The 21,248-nt window shown below is 44.2% G+C and carries 17 protein-coding genes; 4 read left to right on the forward strand and 13 right to left on the reverse strand.

The genetic code is table 11. The features are described 5' to 3' along the window. Positions 1-429: 429 nt before the first annotated feature. From H5715_RS07180 to H5715_RS07225, 12 genes are all read right to left on the reverse strand, one after another. The gene (locus H5715_RS07180) at positions 430-1,098 is read right to left on the reverse strand and encodes a hypothetical protein (RefSeq protein ID WP_221892354.1); all 669 of its coding nucleotides are present in this window, start codon (positions 1,096-1,098) and stop codon (positions 430-432) included. Continuing rightward, positions 1,070-1,405, reverse strand: coding sequence for a hypothetical protein (locus H5715_RS19965; protein ID WP_221892355.1), 336 nt, complete (start codon positions 1,403-1,405; stop codon positions 1,070-1,072). Before H5715_RS19965 ends, H5715_RS07180 begins: the two co-directional genes overlap by 29 nt. Positions 1,406-1,484: 79 nt before the next feature. Continuing rightward, positions 1,485-3,761 (reverse strand): autotransporter outer membrane beta-barrel domain-containing protein, encoded by a 2,277-nt coding sequence (locus tag H5715_RS07185; RefSeq protein ID WP_185906611.1) that lies wholly within the window; start codon positions 3,759-3,761, stop codon positions 1,485-1,487. Between the two features lie 393 nt (positions 3,762-4,154). After that, positions 4,155-4,517, reverse strand: coding sequence for a hypothetical protein (locus H5715_RS07190; RefSeq protein ID WP_246434725.1), 363 nt, complete (start codon positions 4,515-4,517; stop codon positions 4,155-4,157). Positions 4,518-4,681: 164 nt separating this feature from the next. After that, on the reverse strand, positions 4,682-4,867 hold the full coding sequence (locus tag H5715_RS07195; RefSeq protein WP_075187524.1) for a hypothetical protein: 186 nt from the start codon (positions 4,865-4,867) through the stop codon (positions 4,682-4,684). 191 nt (positions 4,868-5,058) lie between these two features. Then, a complete protein-coding gene (locus tag H5715_RS07200; RefSeq protein WP_185906612.1) occupies positions 5,059-7,302 on the reverse strand; it encodes a hypothetical protein in 2,244 nt (747 codons plus the stop codon). A gap of 348 nt (positions 7,303-7,650) precedes the next feature. Next, a complete protein-coding gene (locus tag H5715_RS07205; protein WP_075186668.1) occupies positions 7,651-8,031 on the reverse strand; it encodes a hypothetical protein in 381 nt (126 codons plus the stop codon). 172 nt (positions 8,032-8,203) lie between these two features. After that, positions 8,204-8,695 carry a hypothetical protein gene (locus H5715_RS19970; RefSeq protein WP_221892356.1) on the reverse strand — a complete coding sequence of 164 codons (492 nt, stop codon included), beginning with the start codon at positions 8,693-8,695 and terminating at the stop codon, positions 8,204-8,206. Then, on the reverse strand, positions 8,667-9,002 hold the full coding sequence (locus tag H5715_RS19975; RefSeq protein WP_139309838.1) for a hypothetical protein: 336 nt from the start codon (positions 9,000-9,002) through the stop codon (positions 8,667-8,669). The genes H5715_RS19970 and H5715_RS19975 overlap by 29 nt, the downstream gene beginning before the upstream one ends. 53 nt (positions 9,003-9,055) lie before the next feature. After that, positions 9,056-11,311 carry a hypothetical protein gene (locus tag H5715_RS07215; RefSeq protein ID WP_185906613.1) on the reverse strand — a complete coding sequence of 752 codons (2,256 nt, stop codon included), beginning with the start codon at positions 11,309-11,311 and terminating at the stop codon, positions 9,056-9,058. A gap of 675 nt (positions 11,312-11,986) precedes the next feature. Then, complete coding sequence (locus H5715_RS07220) at positions 11,987-13,015, reverse strand: AAA family ATPase (RefSeq protein WP_075185346.1); 1,029 nt, start codon at positions 13,013-13,015, stop codon at positions 11,987-11,989. Positions 13,016-13,028: 13 nt separating this feature from the next. Further along, positions 13,029-14,069 (reverse strand): aliphatic amidase, encoded by a 1,041-nt coding sequence (locus tag H5715_RS07225; protein WP_075185345.1) that lies wholly within the window; start codon positions 14,067-14,069, stop codon positions 13,029-13,031. Positions 14,070-15,436: 1,367 nt separating this feature from the next. Here H5715_RS07225 and H5715_RS07230 point away from each other — a divergent pair. Genes H5715_RS07230 through H5715_RS07240 form a run of 3 tightly spaced genes read left to right on the forward strand, consistent with a single transcriptional unit; the run spans position 15,437 to position 20,132 of the window. Then, positions 15,437-16,645, forward strand: coding sequence for a tyrosine-type recombinase/integrase (locus tag H5715_RS07230; protein WP_075185343.1), 1,209 nt, complete (start codon positions 15,437-15,439; stop codon positions 16,643-16,645). A gap of 29 nt (positions 16,646-16,674) precedes the next feature. Further along, the gene (locus tag H5715_RS07235; RefSeq protein WP_075185342.1) at positions 16,675-18,417 is read left to right on the forward strand and encodes a hypothetical protein; all 1,743 of its coding nucleotides are present in this window, start codon (positions 16,675-16,677) and stop codon (positions 18,415-18,417) included. Further along, complete coding sequence (locus H5715_RS07240; protein WP_075185341.1) at positions 18,414-20,132, forward strand: hypothetical protein; 1,719 nt, start codon at positions 18,414-18,416, stop codon at positions 20,130-20,132. The genes H5715_RS07235 and H5715_RS07240 overlap by 4 nt, the downstream gene beginning before the upstream one ends. A gap of 288 nt (positions 20,133-20,420) precedes the next feature. Here the strand turns inward: H5715_RS07240 and H5715_RS07245 are convergent, their stop codons facing one another. Then, on the reverse strand, positions 20,421-20,762 hold the full coding sequence (locus H5715_RS07245; RefSeq protein WP_075185340.1) for a helix-turn-helix domain-containing protein: 342 nt from the start codon (positions 20,760-20,762) through the stop codon (positions 20,421-20,423). Between the two features lie 82 nt (positions 20,763-20,844). On the opposite strand from H5715_RS07245, the gene H5715_RS07250 reads away from it, so the two are divergent. Continuing rightward, positions 20,845-21,216, forward strand: a complete 372-nt coding sequence (locus H5715_RS07250) for a lecithin retinol acyltransferase family protein (protein WP_075185339.1) — start codon at positions 20,845-20,847, stop codon at positions 21,214-21,216. Positions 21,217-21,248: the final 32 nt, after the last annotated feature.

Consider the following 21,248-nt stretch of genomic DNA (forward strand, 5'->3'; position numbering starts at 1 on the left):
ACAAACTATTAGATATCTTCTAATTTTCTTACAATCTTCGGTGTCACTTATCCAGAAAAAAACTAAAATAGTCCAATATTACAAGCGTAATCATTGACATCCCAGAAAACATAAACAACCAATAAAATACTTTCGCCAAAAACCTGTCAAACACAGTGGTATACCTAAGCAACAAATCTGCATCTGCATATAAAAACCCAATCGGCGTGTTACTCAGCTTCCTTATTATTGACCGGGGCAAAGATAACGCTTGAGCAACATTAATAATGTCCCAACCGCTCACGAACTCGAGGCCAAGTTCATTTTTGGTAGCCGGATTCTTACGAAGTTTTCTCACAGTTATTTGCCCAAATAAAACGTACAACACAAGAGATATCAACATAAAAAACATTGTGCAGGCTAGAAGCTTAGAGAAGATACTCACCACTATTAGATCCAATCCATAATTGAATCGTACCAATTTCCTGCATTCTTTTTTAACACGCTGTTCGTAGCTATCGCCGCACCCGCCGCGACACCAATAACAACTCCAACCACGATAAGCGCAATCCAACCAGCGGGCGTAGCCACCATCAACAAGCTAAGAGCTGCGGCACTAACGTTCGCAGCTACGATGCCTGCACCTGCGCTTCCCACAAAACTTAGAGATTCAACAAACATTTCCCGTTCCCAATCCCCTCCCGATTGGTAGCTATTATGAATAGTCCCCACACGACTACCAAAATCAATAACCGCCAATCCATTCCCCAAAAATTTTGCGCCCTTACCAAGCTTTGCCAACTTGCTGGCCTGTACTTGGCTGGTGATATTGAGTTTGGCAATATTACGGCTGCTTTTGGCGATATTGGTTGCTCTTATAGGGTTTGTTAAGGGTATGCCTTTTCTGGCTTTAATGCCCGATGCCGCAGCATCTAATTCGAACCGAAAGCTGATTTGCATTTTTTTAAAATCCAAAAATGCCTTTTTCTTGGCCAGTTCTTTTGAGGCTGGTTTGGTTTTTAAGGTTTCGCGATAGGCTAAAAGCGAATTCTGATAATTTTTTACCGCTCCCGCAAAACCACTTATGCGTTTACCGTAGATACTGGTAGAAGCCCCCATTACACCAATGGTTGAAAGCCTTTAATTTTTCGGTCATTTCTGCAAGTGCCTGGGTGTTCTCTTCACCAAACGAGAGAGACAGATTTGTAAGCTCTTTTGAAACGGGTTTTATCTGGCTTAATACACGTTGATCCGATGCAGAACACATACCTTCGGTATCACCAGAGCCAATAATATAAGGTTTAAAGGGTGACAATACGGTGTTACTACCACCATTCACACCGATAACACTTTCGAAGCTAATACCGCACTGCCTTTCCAACACTCCTGACCTAACCAAGTTGTTACACAATAGTACTTCCGTCATGTTTCATTCCCTATTAAACAATCAATACCGTTTACAATAATGTCTCTTCACTCCCTCATGAAAAAGGATTTTTCAGTTACTAGTTGAAGTTAGATTTTGAAATCACAACACGCTGGCCCGACTCCAAATCCACAGCGAAAATTGACACGTACATTGTCTCATAATCAATATCCGCAACTAGGGCATAACCTAACGTTCTATCCGTTACCAAACTGGTCTCTTCATAAAAAGGCATTACTCCGTCATCGGGCGAAAATATTGATCTTTCTCCACTTTCTAAATCTATGGAAACCAGCACCCCTAACTTTTGCACAGCCACAAGCAATCGATTTTGCGGGTCACGAGGATCTTCAGCATATTCATGAACATTCTCATCAAGATTTTCCCAAGAGTCCAGATTATCGACACTTTTGGCATCTGTGCTAAAAAGAGTTCTTGCACCTGTTTCAGGATTCAATTCGTAAGTATCGGTATTTTCTACCGACCCTGAAAATATTCTTTTTGTGCTCTCGAGATAGAAAACCTCAAAAACAATGTCAAACGGATTTTGGGCGCTAGGGTGCGTATTACTTGAAAAAACACTGTATACGCTTAACCCCATATCCGACTGATAAACAATATCTTCAACGGGGTTCACAAATAGCAAACGAGGGTCAGCTCCGCTTCGATCAATTTCTAGCCCGTAGCTGACAACAACATCTTCCTTCTGCGGGCTCAAAGTATTGGTTACACTCCAGGTTTCCATATTCACCGACGACAATGCAACTCCCGGAATATCACTCCTCGCTTCCGTATGTAAATACATCACTCCCGTTTCTGCGTCTAACACCAAAGTCATTGGTTTCAATGCACTCGCTGGCAGCCCACTAACAAATATTTCCGAACGCAACCCCGTTGCAAGCTCAGTAATTACCAAACGCCCATCCTCATTGCTGGAATCAACAGAAATAATGCTTTCCTGCCCATCGCGAGCATCAAACACCATATTTTGCATACTCCCATAATTCACATCCGCATTCGGAAACACATTACTTAACGCCGCTCTTTTTACATAAACAGAGGCCGCGTTGTTATCACTATTCGATTGGCTATCACCTGCTGTGATAACAATAGCGTTATCCCCCTCTGCCAAATCCACCTGTGCACTCCAAGTAGCGTAATTTTCATCGTGAATAATGGTCGCGCCGCTATCAGCACCGTTAACTAATATGGTGAAGCTGGTAATATCGCTGTAATCGTCTTCCGCTGTTCCGCGCACCATTACGGAGACGTTTTCGGTCATGGAAACCGGTGGAGGGAAGGTGATGTCGGCGGTGGGTGCGGTGGTATCGGCTACGGTAGTGACACTGAACACGCTACTAACGCCACCGATAAGCAGTGTTGCTTCTGCTGCGGTATAGGTGGCCGCAGCTGACGTTAACTGGACCGTGACCGCTTGGCCATTGAGGATGGTTCCTGCCTCTGCGGTATAAGTACCACCCTCAATCGCATATTCTCCCCCAGCTATGCTGATAGCGGCGGCGTTAATACCGCTTATGGTGGCGGCGCTAGAAGTGGTTACCGTGTTTAGCTCTACGTCAGTTTGCGCCGTAAAACTAAACACATCCGGCGTTGTATCCTGCGCGAGGGTTGTCACCACAAAATCTGCTGTTACGCCGCCAACCGTTACGGTGGCTGTGGTGGCTGTTGAAAAGGTAGCTGCAGTTGTTACGGAGAGAGTTAATGTTTGGCCGTTGGTAATGGTGCCGCCCAGGTTGGTGGCGGTGCCGCTACCGATGGCGTAGTCGCCGCCGGTAATACTCACAGGGGCCGGGCTGTTCAGGCCGGTTATGGTCACGGTGTTGGAGCTGACCGTTGCACCCAGTGCCGCATCGGTTACGGCGCTAAAGCTAAAGGCTTCGGGTGTGGTGTCTTCGGCGATGGTGGTGAGGGTGAAGCTTTCTGTCACGCCACCGATAGTAACGGTTACATCCACTTCACCACTGAAGTTGCTGCTGGCGACTGCCTGAACCTGCAGGCTTTGGCTGTTTTCAATGATGCCCTGCAAAGCGGTAAATGCACCACCGTCGATAGCATATTCGCCACCGCTAATAGTAATAATTGCCGCCGCATCCAAACCGGTAATGGTAAGGGCATCTAGCGTTACGGTTGCACCGGCTTCTGGGCTAACGGCCGGCAAGGTGAAAGAGAAGGGTTCTGGGGTAGTATCGGGTACCGGTGTAGGCGCTAATGTAGGAATCGGTGTGGGAGTGGGTTTACTGCCTCCACCTCCGCCACCGCAGGCGACCAACAGCGAAACCAATAACACTAAAATAACATTTAAAGCAGAACGCTTTGTAAAACCCTGATACGACATAAACATGAATACCCTCTCCCTTTTTTAATACTAAAGAACCGTAACGCACCCTTTAACGCATGCGCCCGTATCGCTTTTGTGATCGCTTTCCTTTATATCATGGCTTAATAATTAAACGCGCAGATATAACGAACACTTTCCTGTTTTTTATGCGAAATAGAGGTAAATCTTTGTATCCCAAACAAAGGAACAAACTCCAAGGAATTGTTCAATGGGGGAAATCAAATATTAGCGAGAGGCATGTCACGAAATACTAAATATGTGGGGAAGGTGTTGTTTTAATGCTTGTATGAATAAGCACGAGTAGAGAGCTTTAGTTTTTTCATACTTCCCTGGTACTTTTTGGGTTCACACGTAGTGGTTTTTAAATACCAACGTTATTTAACGTCTCGGCTAATCCATCGTTCCCCCTGGTTTAAGGTGTTTTATCAGCTCTGCTTCGGCTACTGGGCCAGTGATGGATTCTTTCAAAATTGAACCTGGCCGCCAATAGCCCGCCAGGGTTTTATAAATATTGTCGCCCATTTGTTCGGCCAGATTGGAGTGCTCGACATAATTATCCCAAAGTGCTGAATTGGCCTCCCACCATTCCCAACCTATGCCGTCCATATCTTTGGATAGGCCGTGAAGGTTGCCTGTAGCTGATCGCATTGTTGACAGCTTTCCTGATTTTGCGTTAACGACGGCCTCATTGGCATTTGTTCGCATACCTTCAAAATTCGGTATCACTTTATTTCGCCACTGTCTTAATTCCATTGCATATTGCTGTTGTTTTTTGGGCTTGTTTTCTATCTGCTGCTCGAATTCAGTAAACGCATTTATCGCTATACGCAGGCTCTGGGTTTAGTGTTCGGTAAACTGTTCCATATAGTCCAAGCTGGAAAACAGCCTGAGAAGGAGCGCTTCTTTCTGTTGTGGGTTCATTGCTGTGCGTCGTTCCAGATTAATTTTACCCGCGCCACCCGCAACGGGCCCGCAAATGTAGGCACAGAGAGTAAATGTATCGCTACCGCCAGGGTAGACATCCTGAAAATGTTTACCTGCTGCTTTTGGGTCTTTTTTCCTTTAACCACAGATGTCTTTCCTTTTTGCTTTAAACGACTCATACATTACTCTTAATATATTTATATCTAACCACGCTTACTCTACAGCTCTGATACTGATAGCAGGTCAACAAACTATCAAACGTCTTACCTCCCCGACCTGCGTAAAAGCCTTAGCGACCCGCTAATACGCACACCTCACTCGGTAGGGTAGAAGCGATTCAATACTGAGTAATCAAAACGCAACAATTGTGCTAATTTGCGACCTTCAGTAGAACAACTTGCTCGCCGGTAAGAATATCGATAATTCCGATACCCGAATAAGTTGACTTATACGCAACATCTCTCTCATGGAATATTGCTAGGCTTCTTGCTCCAGCCCCCAGTCCAGGCATTTGCTCTTGGGTAATCTGAGTTTTTATTCCAAATTCATCGCCTTCCGTAAGGCTTACTTTTGCGAGCGTCTGAATACCGCTAGTTAAGTTAAATGAATATGCCTCGCTTCCATCTAATGACACCTGAATAGTGTAATTTGGGTTGGTTACATCGTCGTTCGGCAAATTCCTGTCTGCAACAAACGTTCTCATCCCAGTCGTTAAGTCAAGAGAAATCATTCGATCCGCAGATATCAAAACTCGATTTCGCGGTTGATCTATATACAAACCAACAACGCCATCCCCCCAAGCGTCGCCCAACGCGGCATCGTTATGATCAGAAAACAGCGTTTTCGCTCCAGTAGCGATATCAACCTTCACAAGAGACTGACCACCAACATCCGTTGCAAGAAGATAGGAATCCGCCAAGGTTGCACCCGCGAATATCGTCAATTCATAAATACGTTCAAATGGCAGGGTTTCGTCAGCGTAGCTGACATCACTGACTAATGTTCGCACACCCGACTCAAGGTCAACCGAGAAAATCCCCTTCTTCCCGCTGACAAACATTCGCTTTTCTTCTCCGTGGGGATAATATGCGGAACTGTAGGTACGGCTATTTAGCTCATCATTATGGGTATCTGGGTCTTCCGCCGTTGAAAGCAGGGTAAAGGCGCCGGTATTGGGATCCATAAAATGAAAATTTCGACGCTCTTCCATCACAAAAAGCTTTTCATAATTGTCCATAAACTGTAACCCGGCAAACCGGTACATGGTTGGGTCTGCAACATTGAACGCTTCGCTTAGATCGGAGCGATGGGTTACGGTTGAAAGCACCTGCGCGTCACTGGTATTGCCCGCAGCATCAGTTGCAGTTACTACAATTTCAGTCTCTGCGGATTCAGTAAGCGGTAAGCTAACTTGCCAATTTGTATAGTTATCGTCTGTTTCTACTTCCAGGCCGTTGACAATTACGCTGGTTATTTCACTCAGTTCATCTTCTGCAACACCACGCACCCGCAATGTCGTTTTATCCGTTAAGCCAAGCTGAGTGGGAAAATAAAGTTCAACTGTCGGTGCACTGTTATCCACGGGTGTAGATATAGAAAAGGTATCGGCGATACCACCAATTAACAGCACTACATCCTGAGTTTCAGATGGCAAGGCCGGAGCCGTGCCGCGCACAACCACACTCTGACCAACAGTGACCATTCCACCGGCAGCGGTAAACGCTCCGCCAGCAATAGCATATTCACCACCGGTAATAGAAATGGGCGTACCATCGTTAATGCCCGTAACGGTAATCGGCCCCGATTCTTCAACCAACGAAAACTCAACATCAGCCGCATCTGTAAAACTAAACACATCCGGCGTTGTATCCTGCGCGAGGGTTGTCACCACAAAACCTGCTGTTACGCCGCCAACCGTTACGGTGGCTGTGGTGGCTGTTGAAAAGGTAGCTGCAGCTGTTATGGAGAGAGTTAATGTTTGGCCGTTGGTAATGGTGCCGCCCAGGTTGGTGGCGGTGGCGGTGCCGCTACCGATGGCGTAGTCGCCGCCGGTAATACTCACAGGGGCCGGGCTGTTCAGGCCGGTTATGGTCACGGTGTTGGAGCTGACCGTTGCACCCAGTGCCGCATCGGTTACGGCGCTAAAGCTAAAGGCTTCGGGTGTGGTGTCTTCGGCGATGGTGGTGAGGGTGAAGCTTTCTATCACGCCACCGATAGTAACGGTTACATCCACTTCACCACTGAAGTTGCTGCTGGCGACTGCCTGAACCTGCAGGCTTTGGCTGTTTTCAATGATGCCCTGCAAAGCGGTAAATGCACCACCGTCGATAGCATATTCGCCACCGCTAATAGTAATAATTGCCGCCGCATCCAAACCGGTAATGGTAAGGGCATCTAGCGTTACGGTTGCACCGGCTTCTGGGCTAACGGCCGGCAAGGTGAAAGAGAAGGGTTCTGGGGTAGTATCGGGTACCGGTGTAGGCGCTAATGTAGGAATCGGTGTGGGAGTGGGTTTACTGCCTCCACCTCCGCCACCGCAGGCGACCAACAGCGAAACCAATAACACTAAAATAACATTTAAAGCAGAACGCTTTGTAAAACCCTGATACGACATAAACATGAATACCCTCTCCCTTTTTTAATACTAAAGAACCGTAACGCACCCTTTAACGCATGCGCCCGTATCGCTTTTGTGATCGCTTTCCTTTATATCATGGCTTAATAATTAAACGCGCAGATATAACGAACACTTTCCTGTTTTTTATGCGAAATAGCAAATGTATCGCTACGGCGAGGGTGGACATTCTGAAAACATTATTCTTCTGTTTTTTTCTGTTATTTGGTTTAATCACAAAAGAACTTCCTTTTTTTTTGAAAAACTCATGTATCACTCTCGATATTTATCTTTGTTAAAAGATATACTTTTCAGGCATTTGTCATCACAAGAAAAAGGGGATGTTTATTATTCAGCCCACAGACCAAACACATTAAACAGAACCAAAATTACACATAACACAAATGCAGACATCAGCATCCAGTAGAAAATATTGGCTAATATTCTGTCGAATCGATTAGTGTGCCTACAGAGCAACTCAGCATTAGCGCACAACACTGCCAAAGGGGAATCATTTAGCTTGGCCATCCATGAACGAGGAAGCGCCAAAGCTTGCGCTACATTCACAATATCCCAACCGCCGATGTATTCCACACCTAAGCCACCTATAATTTCAGGTATTTTTCTTAGTCTCCGAACCGTAATCTGACCAGATAATACAAATAAAACCATACTAAGAAAAACAAGAACCATTAAGACACTAAATAATAAAAATTCTAAACTACTCATCCACTTACCAACGTCATAAGCCGGTCATACCACTCTCCAGATCGACTACCGACATAATCATTCGCGCCCATGGCTATAATTGCGGCACTTCCTACGACTATCGCTCCACCAACAATTATGCCTACCCACCCAATAGGGGTTGCCAGTACCAAAAAACCGAGCGCAGCTACTCCTACGCTGTAGCGGCTATAGCGCTAACGGCAAAAGAACTGGACTCTATAAACATCTCCCGCTCCCACTCACCACCCGATTTATAACTATTGTGGATATTTCCAACACGGCCACCAAAATCAATAACCGCCAATCCATTCCCCAAAAATTTTGCGCCCTTACCAAGCTTTGCCAACTTGCTGGCCTGTACTTGGCTGGTGATATTGAGTTTGGCAATATTACGGCTGCTTTTGGCGATATTGGTTGCTCTTATAGGGTTTGTTAAGGGTATGCCTTTTCTGGCTTTAATACCCGATGCCGCAGAATCTAATTCGAACCGAAAGCTGATTTGCATTTTTTTAAAAGCCAAAAATGCCTTTTTCTTGGCCAGTGCTTTTGAGGCTGGTTTGGTTTTTAAGGTTTCGCGATAGGCTAAAAGCGAATTCTGATAATTTTTTACCGCTCCCGCAAAACCACTTATGCGTTTACCGTAGATACTGGTAGAAGCCCCCATTACACCAATGGTTGAAAGCGTTTAAGTTCTCGGTCATTTCTGCAAGTGCCTGGGTGTTCTCTTCACCAAACGAGAGAGACAGATTTGTAAGCTCTTTTGAAACGGGTTTTATTTGGCTTAATACACGCTGATGCGAGGCAGAACACATACCTTCGGTATCACCAGAGCCAATAATATAAGGTTTAAAGGGTGACAAGCTTGAACGGCTATTGCCATTCACACCAAAAATATTGTTGAAATCAACACCACACTGGCTCTCCAGAAATTTCTCCCGAACAGGGCTTCTGCATAGCATTATTTCCGTCATACGTCGCTCCTTTTTTACAATTTTATCTTTTACCTCTTCTATTTTAGGAGGCTCTATCGTTGCGCCCGAGTTAATACCACGCGATAGCCTGTTTCTAAGTCCACAACATAGATGCCTCTGTACTCGACAACATAGGCGATCCCCTTATCCTCCCAAAGCACTAGATTACGACCTACCGCTATATGATTATCCGCAGAGGGAAAATCACCTGAGCTACCTGAACTAATAAGTGTTTTGTATCCATAGGTTTCGCCAACACGAAAGTCTATTCGTAAAATATGACCTCCATCGTAGCCGTATAAGAAATCTCCATTACTTGTTAAATACGACCCATATATTGGACCCAGCTCTGCGTCATTGGGCCAACTTTCTCCAGCCACTTGTTCGCGATTACCTGTTAACAAATCAAGTTCAACAAGAGCCCATTCACTATCAGCTCTACCACCGAGATAAGCCTTCTCGCTTATCGAGTCCACGACAATCGAGGTAATATTTTCGAGCACAACGCCCTGACCGGCGTTCGCGATATCCGAAATAAGTTCTTTATTACCTGCCACCATATCAACCCTGATAACCGAATATGTAGCTGTACCCACCACCAGATAGGATTCCGCTTCGGTATCCCCCACAAAGATATCCAGCTCTTTACCATTCCCATAAAGAATACTTGTATCAGGCGAGTCATCATTACTGATAACTGTTCGGTCACCGGTGCCCGCATCAACATCCACAACAAATATTCCCTGCCCAATCGCGTAAAACTGGTCACCAGTTTCTGAGGGAACATAAACCGTATCAAAAATCCGGTGGTTCAAATCAGCATCCAGTGCATCGGCATTGGGTGCTGCAGAAAACAGCCGGTAGGCACCCGTTTGCGAGTTTACCGCCCAGATATTCCAGGCATCGTTACTCACAATCAACTCTTCATGGTCGGGGGTAATTTCAATACTATTTATATAACTGTACGGCAGATTTTCTACCGGAAAACTCACATTTGTTTCCATATTCTGCGTTATCGTTGCCAGTACTTCTGCGGTGCTTTCATTACCCACTTCATCGGTGGCAATAACGCTTAGCGGGTTTTCTGTATTGATATCGAGTGGTACTTCTACCAACCAGGTAACGAAGCCATCATCGCTTGCGGCTTCAACGCCGTTTACGCTTACGCTGGTGATTTCGCTCAGGTCATCGGTGGCGATACCGCGCACCCAGATGCTGGTGCCTTCGGTGAGGGATACCTGGGTAGGGAAGTGCATTTCTGCAACGGGGGCAGTGTTGTCGATTAGGGTGTTGATGGTGAAGGTATCGCTGATTCCACCCACGGTAAGTACCACATCGGTAGCTGCCGATGCCAGTGCGGGGGACTGTGCTTTTACGGTGAGTGTTTGGCCTGCCACAACACTGCTTTCTGTAGCCGTGTAGCCGCCGTCATCTATAGCATAGGTGCCACCCGTGATGGAAACCGACGCGGCATCGTTAATGCCTACGATGGTTACGGTGTTGGAAGTGACTTCTATATCCCGCTCGACGTTATCAACATCTGTAAAACTAAACACATCCGGCGTTGTATCCTGCGCGAGGGTTGTCACCACAAAATCTGCTGTTACGCCGCCAACCGTTACGGTGGCTGTGGTGGCTGTTGAAAAGGTAGCTGCAGTTGTTACGGAGAGAGTTAATGTTTGGCCGTTGGTAATGGTGCCGCCCAGGTTGGTGGCGGTGCCGCTACCGATGGCGTAGTCGCCGCCGGTAATACTCACAGGGGCTGGGCTGTTCAGGCCGGTTATGGTCACGGTGTTGGAGCTGACCGTTGCACCCAGTGCCGCATCGGTTACGGCGCTAAAGCTAAAGGCTTCGGGTGTGGTGTCTTCGGCGATGGTGGTGAGGGTGAAGCTTTCTATCACGCCACCGATAGTAACGGTTACATCCACTTCACCACTGAAGTTGCTGCTGGCGACTGCCTGAACCTGCAGGCTTTGGCTGTTTTCAATGATGCCCTGCAAAGCGGTAAATGCACCACCGTCGATAGCATATTCGCCACCGCTAATAGTAATAATTGCCGCCGCATCCAAACCGGTAATGGTAAGGGCATCTAGCGTTACGGTTGCACCGGCTTCTGGGCTAACGGCCGGTAAGGTGAAAGAGAAGGGTTCTGGGGTAGTATCGGGTACCGGTGTAGGCGCTAATGTAGGAATCGGTGTGGGAGTGGGTTTACTGCCTCCACCTCCGCCACCGCAGGCGACCAACAGCGAAACCAATAACACTAAAATAACATTTAAAGCAGAACGCTTTGTAAAACCCTGATACGACATAAACATGAATACCCTCTCCCTTTTTTAATACTAAAGAACCGTAACGCACCCTTTAACGCATGCGCCCGTATTGCTTTTCTCATCCTCGTCCTTTATATCATGGCTTAATAATTAAACGCGCAGATATAACGAACACTTTCCTGTTTTTTATGCGAAATAGAGGTAAATCTTTGTATCCCAAACAAAGGAACAAACTCCAAGGGATTGTTCAATGGGGGAAATCAAATATTAGCGAGAGGCATGTCACGAAATACTAAATATGTGAGGAAGGTGTTGTTTTAATGCTTGTATGAATAAGCAGTGGCATGAGGCTTTATATTTCCATACCTTCTGGTACTGTTTTGACTGGGCGCTTCTGCTTGCCGCACGTTCGCTCAAAATTTTTTAGCGGTTCACTAGCATGGAAAGGAACCAGCCAGGACAACATTCCCCCTGTTTGATCACAAACAAACCCTCGCCCCACAAACTTTATAATAGGCCCCTGTTGAGGCATTCAAGCAACAACGAACCCTTGGGCTTTGCGTTTCTTTTGTGGTGACGGTGCTTTTCCTTAAGATCGCTGTATGATTCGGGTATGAATTAGGTGGACAGTTTTTGGCCTATAATAGCCGCCACGGATTATAGGTTTTTTACTGCCGCTGCATATTTAACTCGAACTTAAACCCAATCGAATTATTAAATATTGGTTAACACGCAAAATTTACCATCGACAAAACTCACAACAAAATTCTCTTGTTCTACATTCTCCATCATGGATTTAGCCACTACCGGCCCAAGTTTGGTGTGCATCAAATAGGCTAAATTGCGTGCGCCGTATTCGATATTATAGTAACCGCCGATTTCTGCCCTTGCGCTATTGTCAATGGTAACTTGAGCATTTTTGGACATTAAGCGTTGATTTATCTTATGCAACTCGATATCAATAATAGAATCAACAAACGCATGCCCAAGCGATTTAAAATGCACAATTCGTTCTATGCGATTTAGAAATTCTGGATCAAACCTTTCTTTAAGAGCGCGCTCACTAATTTCTTCCTGGCCAGAGCCACCGCCAAAAGGCCACCACTTTCGTTTATGTGCTGCCTGGGAATACTCACGCGCACCCACATTGCTGGTCATAAAGATTAAGCTATTACTAAAATTTATTTCTTTTGTTCCTCCGGCGATCTTCAACTTTCCCGTATCTAGAATATTTAAAATGCTGCGAACAACCTCGTTACTAGCTTTTTCAATTTCATCAAAAAGTACAATACCAGGGCGACTGAAGCTTCCCTCTATAGCCTCAACATTGAATAGTGTATACCCTTCTTTACTGCCCACGTACCCCGGCGGGGCACCAGTAAGCGCTGCAGCGTAATGCTCCTGCGCCAAGGTATTCATATCGATACGGCAGAAATTTTTGTCATCGCCCAATATGGATTTACTAATTAATTTTACTGTTTCTGTTTTACCTACACCCGTAGGGCCTAAAAAGAAGTTAACACTGAGAGGGCGATTGATGTCTGAAAAATCCGCCTTGAGCAAATAGAGTATATCGGTCATTGTACCTATTACGTCTTCTTGCCCTACGATATTTTTCCGTAGTTCCTCAATAACTTTTTTAGGATCATACGCAAAGCGTGAAGTCCGCGAGGCTTTAGCCATAAACTTACGACGAAGAATAAATTCTTGATTCTCAACTATCTTGTCATTTATATACGGCATGGCTGCGTCTCGTCTAAGCTTCTTTTTCCTTGCCCTCAAAGGGCAAATTCCCCACAGGACAAGATGCAGTAGTTGCGGTGCTACGCGTGATTTTTTCTACGTCGTCACGAGTTTTCTCAGCATCCAATACCCAGCTGCGATAGAAATCAAATGGGCAGTCAGCAACGCCCCGATCGCCGTCTCCAGAGTTATGAATTCCGGTATAGCCTCGATGTAACAATTTAAATAGGTGGTTTTGCGATTGATCATTAGCGCGTGCATCGCGAATTTGGCTTACAGATAATTGTGCATATTGCACCCCCATATCCTCTTCACCACATTCACCCAAAGTACGACCATCAAAACCAATTAATGCCGAATGACCAAAATACGAATAAACACCATCAAATCCGGTAGCATTGGCAACGGCGACATAGCTGTTATTCGCCCAAGCCATGGTTTTGGCCATCATTATTTGTTGCTCTTTAGCGGGGTACATATAGCCTTGACAGCGAATAATAAGTTCGGCGCCTTTCATCGCACAGTCGCGCCAAATCTCAGGGTAATTGCCGTCGTCACAAATAATCAAACTGATTTTCATGCCCTTAGGGCCTTCGCTTACATAAGTGCTATCGCCAGGGTACCAACCTTCGATAGGACACCAGGGAATACACTTACGATATTTTTGAACTATTTCACCGTCACTATTAATGAGTACTAACGTGTTATAGGGTGCTTTATTTGGATGCTCTTCATGTCGTTCGCCCGTTAATGAAAATACGCCCCAAGTATTGGCCTCTTTGCACGCCGCGCTGAATATTGCGGTTTCATCTCCAGGGATTATTGCGGCTGTGGCCATCATTTCATCGGGGTCGTACATGATACCCATGGTGCTGTATTCCGGAAAAATAACCAGATCCATGCCTGGCAAGCCAATTTTGATACCTTTAATCATCTCGGCAATTTTATGAGCATTATCCAAGACCTCGGCTTTGGTATGCAAACTTGGCATTTTATAGTTAACCACCGCTACACCGACGGTATCAGGACTACTGGAAATATCACCGTGTCTCATAAGTTGACCCCTGGGATTACAGATAAATTGATTGAAACAAGTAAAGACTGAACGATAGAAACATTGTGCAACACTGGGCTAACCAGCGGTATGCGTCTAATGGATACCCAATATGGGTAATTTGACGTATTGGCTTTTGTTACGGGCTGCAAGGTCAACCTGTGTCGGTGAGTCTCTCGGCTAGTGATAAGGTGCGCCCAAATAAAACGGCTCCCGTAACGAAAAGTGTTGCGCGGCTCATGGGCCGGATCATTGCAATAAGTAAATCACGATCATTCTCAGTTCGGCTATAGGCCGCAAAGCGGCGGAACCTGTTACGGTTTGTTAGAAAATTCAGAGTATCGAAAAATAAAAAATATTCGGCGCACCCATTATTATCTTGGGCTGGCCATCGAGAATATACGGGTGCCTAAATTTTTTCTGGCTTTCAATAAAGCCTTATCGAACACACCAACAGGGTGCGAATCAAGGATTTTAATATCGTATGGAATACCGGCCTCATTTATACAACACCCACCCATAAATAGTTTTACGAACCGTGGACAACGGATATCTCTGCGCTTCTTTGTGAACAGGTATCCAACCATTGCTCCCCCCAACCTCTCTTTACCAACAGCGCGACCCTGTAGGGTACGGAATATATTCTGTGTAGTGGAATTTTGGATTAAAGCGACATGAGGGACTGGTAATCCAGTATCGCTATACGAGTTTCCCCGTAGCATTTTGATGAAAAATAGCCTGTAAACACTTGATAAAAAATGGCTTGATTTGGATTTTTATGATGCTTGCTGTATCAAAGTCAACGGGGAGTTTAACGGCTCGCTACCCCCTCCGAGCAGCAAGGAAAGAGAGCGCTGAACGCAACTTTAAGGGTGAGCTGTTGAACCGTATTCAATGCGATAGAACCACAGTAAACACTAATCAAATATCCCCGGCTTGCCCCCGCGTTTCTTCAGGCAAAAAAAGCCCGTAGTCAAGCGGGCGTTCAACCCGTTGATTTAACAACGTTTTTGGTGGGGCCTAGCGGGATCGCACTGCTCTTGCGCCATCCATGGCGACCGCAGTATTAGTGCCTCCTGCACTTCAAACCGAAGCTAAGAACAACTCCGCAGTTAATCTTGGCCAAATAAAAAACCCCTGCTCTTTCGAGCAGGGGTTTTTTATTTGGTGGAGCCTAGCGGGATCGAACCGCTGACCTCAACACTGCCAGTGTTTGGAAAACCATATCACGATACATCACGCCATATAATATAGTATATTTAACCTATTGTTTTAATTGACTATTTAGTAATATTTCTGCATCTTAGTATCACGTCATACCACACCATAAAACCTGATTTGCTAACCCAGATGCTAACCCAAATACAATGCAGACATACAAATTCACAAAAGACTGGCTGCTAAAAACAGCCGTATTAACCCCAGATAAACGCACCGAATACAGGGATGCGGAGAACCGCTTTTTAAGGCTTGTGGTGCACCCTTCGGGCAGGTCCAAGCTCTGTGTCTATAAGTGCCCTAAAGGAAGCCGTAGCGCTGTCCGCGTGGCCTTGCCGTTCAGTGTTAATCAAGCAATGCCCAATATGCAGCGTATTCGCTCTGAAGCGAGCCAGATCATCGCTAAACTTGACCAGGGAATAAACCCAAACAGTGCTCGAAAGTCATTTGATCGCACACTGACCTTGCATGAGGGGCTTGAAAACTACCTTAAACAGTCAACCAATACTCCTAGGGTGATCGATAACTGGCGTCATGCTGTAGAACACCACTTATCTAACTGGCTCAACAAGCCGCTTGCTGATATCTGTACCCCCCAAAAAATTTACTCAATGCACCGATCTCTTATCGAACGGATTGCTGAAGAAAATATAAAGCGTGGTAAAGCAGGTGATGGTGGTGTAGGCGCGAACGAGGTAATGAAAAAGCTTCGTAGAGTTCTGAGTTTTAATCGAGCCCTAAGCGGAGGTGGTGAGCTTCCTAGATGGCCAGCTGAAGAGCTAGGGCCTAACGGGCTTAAGATGTGGATCGAACAAAAGCCTAGAATCCGTAGAATACACAGAGAGGAATTTCCCGCGTTCTGGGAAGTTCTGCACCAATTGGAATGCCCAATGCAGCGTGATTTGTTCAAGTTTATGCTGCTAACCGGCTGCCGTTCTTCAGAAGCGCGCGGTCTTCACACCAAAGATGTAAACCAATTACGGAAAACCGTAACATTTTGCAAGACCAAGAACGGCAAAGACCACACCTTACCTCTAACGGCTACCTTACATAAATTAATCAACGAAAGGATTTCCGAATCAGTTGATAGCCGCCTTTTTCCAGTGGCTGAACCAAAGACTGTTACAAAGCACATAAAGAGAGCATGCGGACTACATATTACGCCTCACGATCTTCGCAGAACATTCGCTGGTTTAGCTGAAGCGGCAGGCATAGGTTCAACCACAAAGAAAGATCTGCTGAATCACCTTTCGGGAAGAGACGTGACTGATGATTACTCTGGCAGGTCAGATGAGCAACAACTTAGAGTGGCATTGACAAAAATTGAAGATTTGATGTTAGTCTTATCGAAAACATAACAAAAATTTTAGCTTAGGGCTGTCACGGTATGGAAGAAAATGATCAACTCTCCGAAATATTAATAAACGCGTCAGCGGATGGTGATTTTTTAATCACTTTAGCTAAGGAATACAAGGGCAAGAGACCTTATCGTGAAGATGTTGGTGAATTATTAGCATCTTTACATAATGAGCAAAAAATAGACCTGTTAAAAGAGTTTAGCGGTTTATTTAAAGCCGAAAATGAACACTCTTTCTTTGACGTCAGGAATGCTTTTGAGCAAGCGCTTCCTACATTAATCGCAGAGGTTACGCCTGTTATGTCCTGCGTTAGGCATTTAACCATAGAAGCTGGTAACGACCTTGCTGCAGGCTGGGTAATTACACCATTTATCGAATACCTAAAAGCCGGCCCTGAACGCCCGATGCAAGCCATAAATGTTGAACTGGACTCACCCAATGCGGATGTAAACCTAGTCTGCCCTGCAATTATTGCTGGCTCAAAATTAGACTTTGATTTGTACTGTAAAAAAGCTATCGGCCTCATAAATGAAGAGAGCGAAGAGATTGTTTCTAATGCGATTTATTCTCTAGGAAGAATTGAATTCAATAGTGAAGTAAACCTTGCTCAATCAGCAATTACCGAAATAAGTAAAAAGGTCGATGACACTAGCAGCAAAGTCTTAGGCTGCTCACTACGCACTATTGCTTCACTTAGAAAATTATTCCCTGAGCTCAAGGAAGCGACCTTAGAAATAGCAAATAAAATTACAACAAAAATAGATGAATCCATTCTTCATTCTGCAACCGAAGTATTGTTTTTTGACAAGAAAGACCTGGATGTTGATGTTCAAAAAGTTATATTAAACTACTGCCTAAACGTAGACCTTAAAAACCTCGGATCTATAAACAACCTAGACTATGGGCTAGCTCACATATTGAAGTCAAATGAGTCTCGGCAGGCCATTGATTTTGTAGAAGCATATATAAGAAATAATAAGAATTCGGACATTATTAAATGTTTTGACAGCTTTTCTAACGAGCTAATAAATGAAAAGGATACTTTTAATAGAGTTGTTACAAAATGGCTCTTATCCGACTGCATGAGCGTCGCCAAATCAGTCTTAACTATTTTTGATTTTATCAACGACGACAAATTTGAATTGCGAGCGAATTTCGATGATATTCGAAACGTTAGTTCGGAAATGCAGTATCTAAGTTGTAAAAAATCTTGTGGATGGTTATTCACTCATCCGGTGGCCGCAACTAGTTTCATCATGTCGATTATTGAAGGCGCTTCAGATAATGACCGAGATAAAATCCAGAATCTAATATTTAACCCTCTTCTAATAAGTTATTCCGGCATGGTCAAAGGGTACTTATCGTCAATTGCTGGATCGGAAAATGAAAATGTTAGAATAACCGTGAAGAACCTACTATTCCAACAAGAAACTTATCACGAGGGCTTAAAGGCAGCTTGGGATATAAAAGAATTATCTCCCTCTATCTCCCAAAGAGAGTCATACAATAGGTACCACGCTGAAGCAATGAATGAAGCCATGGAGAAACAACCTCCCGGACTTCTAGCCAGTCTATTCACCCCAACAGTTTTATTGTACGGAAATAGTTCAATTCACCATATTCATCATGGGCCAGATCAAGATACGACTAGGCAAGAAGTGAAAATGCATACCATTAGCCACTCCATTGAATTCCCTAGATTACAGCAGATAGACCCACACGGGCTGGATTATGTATTAAGAGTATTCCGAATGGAGGGGTGTTCGTCATGAAGCTTATTATACGAGAATATTTGGCCTCATTAAGGGAAAGAAATGAACTTGACGCGTTACTTCCTGACTTACTGTCTCAGATGGGATTAAATGTTTTTTCCAAACCGGGGCTTGGAGTTCGGGAATATGGGGTCGATGTTGCCGCATTCGGAAAAATAGATGATCAGCCGGAAAAGGTCTATCTATTTTCTGTTAAATCTGGTGATCTAGGTAGACAAGATTGGAATAATGGATCACCTCAAGATCTTCAACCCTCACTTGATGAGATTCGTACGGTTTATATACCAACTCATCTACCCTCAGAGTATAAGTCTTTTCCAGTGGAAATTTGCATTTGCTTTGGTGGCGATATCAAAAGAGAAATAGATCTTAATGTCGCTACTTATGAAGGTACACATGCTACCGAAGCCCTACAATTTAGACGATGGGGTGGTGAACGCTTGTCAAATTTGATTGAGCAACATTTCCTTAGGGAGGATCTATTACCCAAAAATTGCCGAACGCTGATGAGAAAATCTCTCGCGATGTTGGACGAGCCTGACGCTTCTTATCGTTATTTCAGAGAGCTGATGGAGCTTTTATTCGATAACCCCAAAGAAATAGATGCCAAAAAGACCCTAACAGCCATAAGGCAGCTATACATATGCCTATGGATACAATACACCTGGTGCCGCGATGCAAATAATATCGAAAGCGCCTACAGAGTATGCGAGCTTTCATTTTTAAACGCCTGGTCAAATGCCAGGCCATTTTTCGAACAAAAAAACAAAGTTTCTATTGGAATTTTAGAGACTTTACATTCCATGCAATCACTCTTGATCCAAATTAACGAATACTTTTTTACAGAGAAGATTTTTCCCCACACGAGAAACCTTCATGCGCTATCCAATGCGATAAATCCTTCTTGTTCGGTTGACGTTAACCTAAAGCTTTTTGATATTTTGGGCAGAATGTCACTGTCTGGTATATGGCTACATTGGTATTTACAATCAATACCAGATAACGAAGATAATGCAGGCATTAAGAATGAACTACGAAAAAAAATCACAACTCATTTTAACGCAATAAAATCGACCATTGCTAACAATCCTTCACTACTTTCGCCATATAAAGATGATCAAGCTATAGATATAGCGATAACGCTATGGTTTCTTTCTTTGGACAGCAGCAACAATGCAGATGTGAATGCTTGGTTGTCAAACATGGTTGGCCAAATCGATTTTCTATTTGCGACCAATGGGCAATATCCGTGCAATATCAATAACTATCACGAGCTAATTGAGTATCCGAAACTTGGAAGTGATGATTATAGGGAGTCGATTACAAAGGGAAGCATCTTATACCCGTACATTTCACTTTTCGCTGCAGTGCATGGGTTTGACGAAGTTTATAAGGCGGTTCAATCGATCAAAAAAAATTACCTAGAAAAGTGTAATTTCCAAATGTGGTTTCCTGGAGTTGATACAGAGGAGTATCTATACAGCAATAAAGATAATCACGGAGGAACACTTTCTCACTTGCCGATACATAAAGAAAAGGAAGAGTTCTTGTCGGACGTATTTAAAGAGTGCGAAGAATCGAATCATCTTAAGGAGCTATCGGCAATAAAATTTCGATATTGGCCAGTGGTATTCATGGCGTGTCGCCACTATCGACTACCTATTCCCATCCATTTCATAAAAGATATTACGTTGTCCAAAAAAGGTAAGGCTTAGATAAAATTTCTATTTCAATCGAGATTTTAAAAGTAATTATTAGTGAATCATACCGCTATTTAAAATCTCGGTTTTCTCAAAAGCACAAAGACTGCGTTCGTGATTTAACGCCTTAGGATCTTGAAAAGACACAATCCCCATAGCTAGAATGCTCGAAAAATCAAACAAAAACGCCAACTTCATGGGGGTATAGAGTCAATGGAGAAAAACTACAAAATAAATAGATGTCAACGCGTTAGATGTTTATATTTGAAGCCCCTATTTTCTATATGGCGTTGGCCGTAGCCCCTAATTACTTGCGATTACCAGTGCTGCAATTGCAGCTGCCCCCAAAAGTAAAAGCCCAGTATTCGATTTTTTTTCATTTTCAACGGACACACCTTTGTTAACAGCATTAGTATATGTTTTTTCAATACTAGTTGTTATTTCTTGCATTGAGACATTGTAGCGGTGCGATAAGACGAAAAGCTGCTCCATGCCTAATGAATAATCTCCTTTTTCAAGTCTAGAGAGACTGGACACGCCGATTTCCGTGCCTTTGACAGCTTCATGTTGATTCAGCCCCGCTCTCTTCCTGTAATGAACAAGAACAGCCCCTACGACTTGATCAAAAACAATACCTGATTGCATGTTGACTACACTCCGAATTTGTGATTATATATCATTTGCTAATTTAGCAATTTAAACAAATAAACAATTTTGGGGTATTGTAATGTTAAAAATCATTAAAGTCGACATGGGAGTGTACCGTCACTGGGCTCTGGTAACGGACAGGTTTTACAACGGAAAGCCAATGTTAATTTCAAATAGCATGCGTACCGGCACGGTGCGGGAGGAGCCTTGGGACGAGGTAGTAAAAGGGCGAAAGTATCAAATGTTTTTGGTAAAGGCGAAGAGTCATAAGCACTCAATATTTGTCAGAGCACGCCAAGCTATCGGTAAAGTGAGATATAGCCTCCTTAGCTATAACTGCGAACATTTTATAAAACACTTAATTACAGGTAAGCCTACAAGCCATCAGGTGAAAGTTACGATGACTGGGCTTGCACTGATGGGAACGTATTTTTTATACAAAAAGCGTTGAGATATAATTGGGTTTAGTTTTATAACTAACTG

Origin of the sequence: Teredinibacter haidensis (genome assembly GCF_014211975.1) — a bacterium.
GTDB lineage: Bacteria > Pseudomonadota > Gammaproteobacteria > Pseudomonadales > Cellvibrionaceae > Teredinibacter > Teredinibacter haidensis.

Bases quoted from the DNA above. Each gene is read 5' to 3' on its own strand.
- H5715_RS07195 (WP_075187524.1), bottom strand. From the start codon at position 4,867: ATGAGTCGTTTAAAGCAAAAAGGAAAGACATCTGTGGTTAAAGGAAAA.
- H5715_RS07200 (WP_185906612.1), bottom strand. From the start codon at position 7,302: ATGTCGTATCAGGGTTTTACAAAGCGTTCTGCTTTAAATGTTATTTTA.
- H5715_RS19965 (WP_221892355.1), bottom strand. From the start codon at position 1,405: ATGACGGAAGTACTATTGTGTAACAACTTGGTTAGGTCAGGAGTGTTG.
- H5715_RS07235 (WP_075185342.1), top strand. From the start codon at position 16,675: ATGGAAGAAAATGATCAACTCTCCGAAATATTAATAAACGCGTCAGCG.
- H5715_RS07205 (WP_075186668.1), bottom strand. From the start codon at position 8,031: ATGAGTAGTTTAGAATTTTTATTATTTAGTGTCTTAATGGTTCTTGTT.
- H5715_RS07180 (WP_221892354.1), bottom strand. From the start codon at position 1,098: ATGGGGGCTTCTACCAGTATCTACGGTAAACGCATAAGTGGTTTTGCG.
- H5715_RS19970 (WP_221892356.1), bottom strand. From the start codon at position 8,695: ATGGGGGCTTCTACCAGTATCTACGGTAAACGCATAAGTGGTTTTGCG.
- H5715_RS07230 (WP_075185343.1), top strand. From the start codon at position 15,437: ATGCAGACATACAAATTCACAAAAGACTGGCTGCTAAAAACAGCCGTA.
- H5715_RS07215 (WP_185906613.1), bottom strand. From the start codon at position 11,311: ATGTCGTATCAGGGTTTTACAAAGCGTTCTGCTTTAAATGTTATTTTA.
- H5715_RS19975 (WP_139309838.1), bottom strand. From the start codon at position 9,002: ATGACGGAAATAATGCTATGCAGAAGCCCTGTTCGGGAGAAATTTCTG.
- H5715_RS07240 (WP_075185341.1), top strand. From the start codon at position 18,414: ATGAAGCTTATTATACGAGAATATTTGGCCTCATTAAGGGAAAGAAAT.
- H5715_RS07245 (WP_075185340.1), bottom strand. From the start codon at position 20,762: ATGCAATCAGGTATTGTTTTTGATCAAGTCGTAGGGGCTGTTCTTGTT.
- H5715_RS07225 (WP_075185345.1), bottom strand. From the start codon at position 14,069: ATGAGACACGGTGATATTTCCAGTAGTCCTGATACCGTCGGTGTAGCG.
- H5715_RS07190 (WP_246434725.1), bottom strand. From the start codon at position 4,517: ATGGAATTAAGACAGTGGCGAAATAAAGTGATACCGAATTTTGAAGGT.
- H5715_RS07185 (WP_185906611.1), bottom strand. From the start codon at position 3,761: ATGTCGTATCAGGGTTTTACAAAGCGTTCTGCTTTAAATGTTATTTTA.
- H5715_RS07220 (WP_075185346.1), bottom strand. From the start codon at position 13,015: ATGCCGTATATAAATGACAAGATAGTTGAGAATCAAGAATTTATTCTT.
- H5715_RS07250 (WP_075185339.1), top strand. From the start codon at position 20,845: ATGTTAAAAATCATTAAAGTCGACATGGGAGTGTACCGTCACTGGGCT.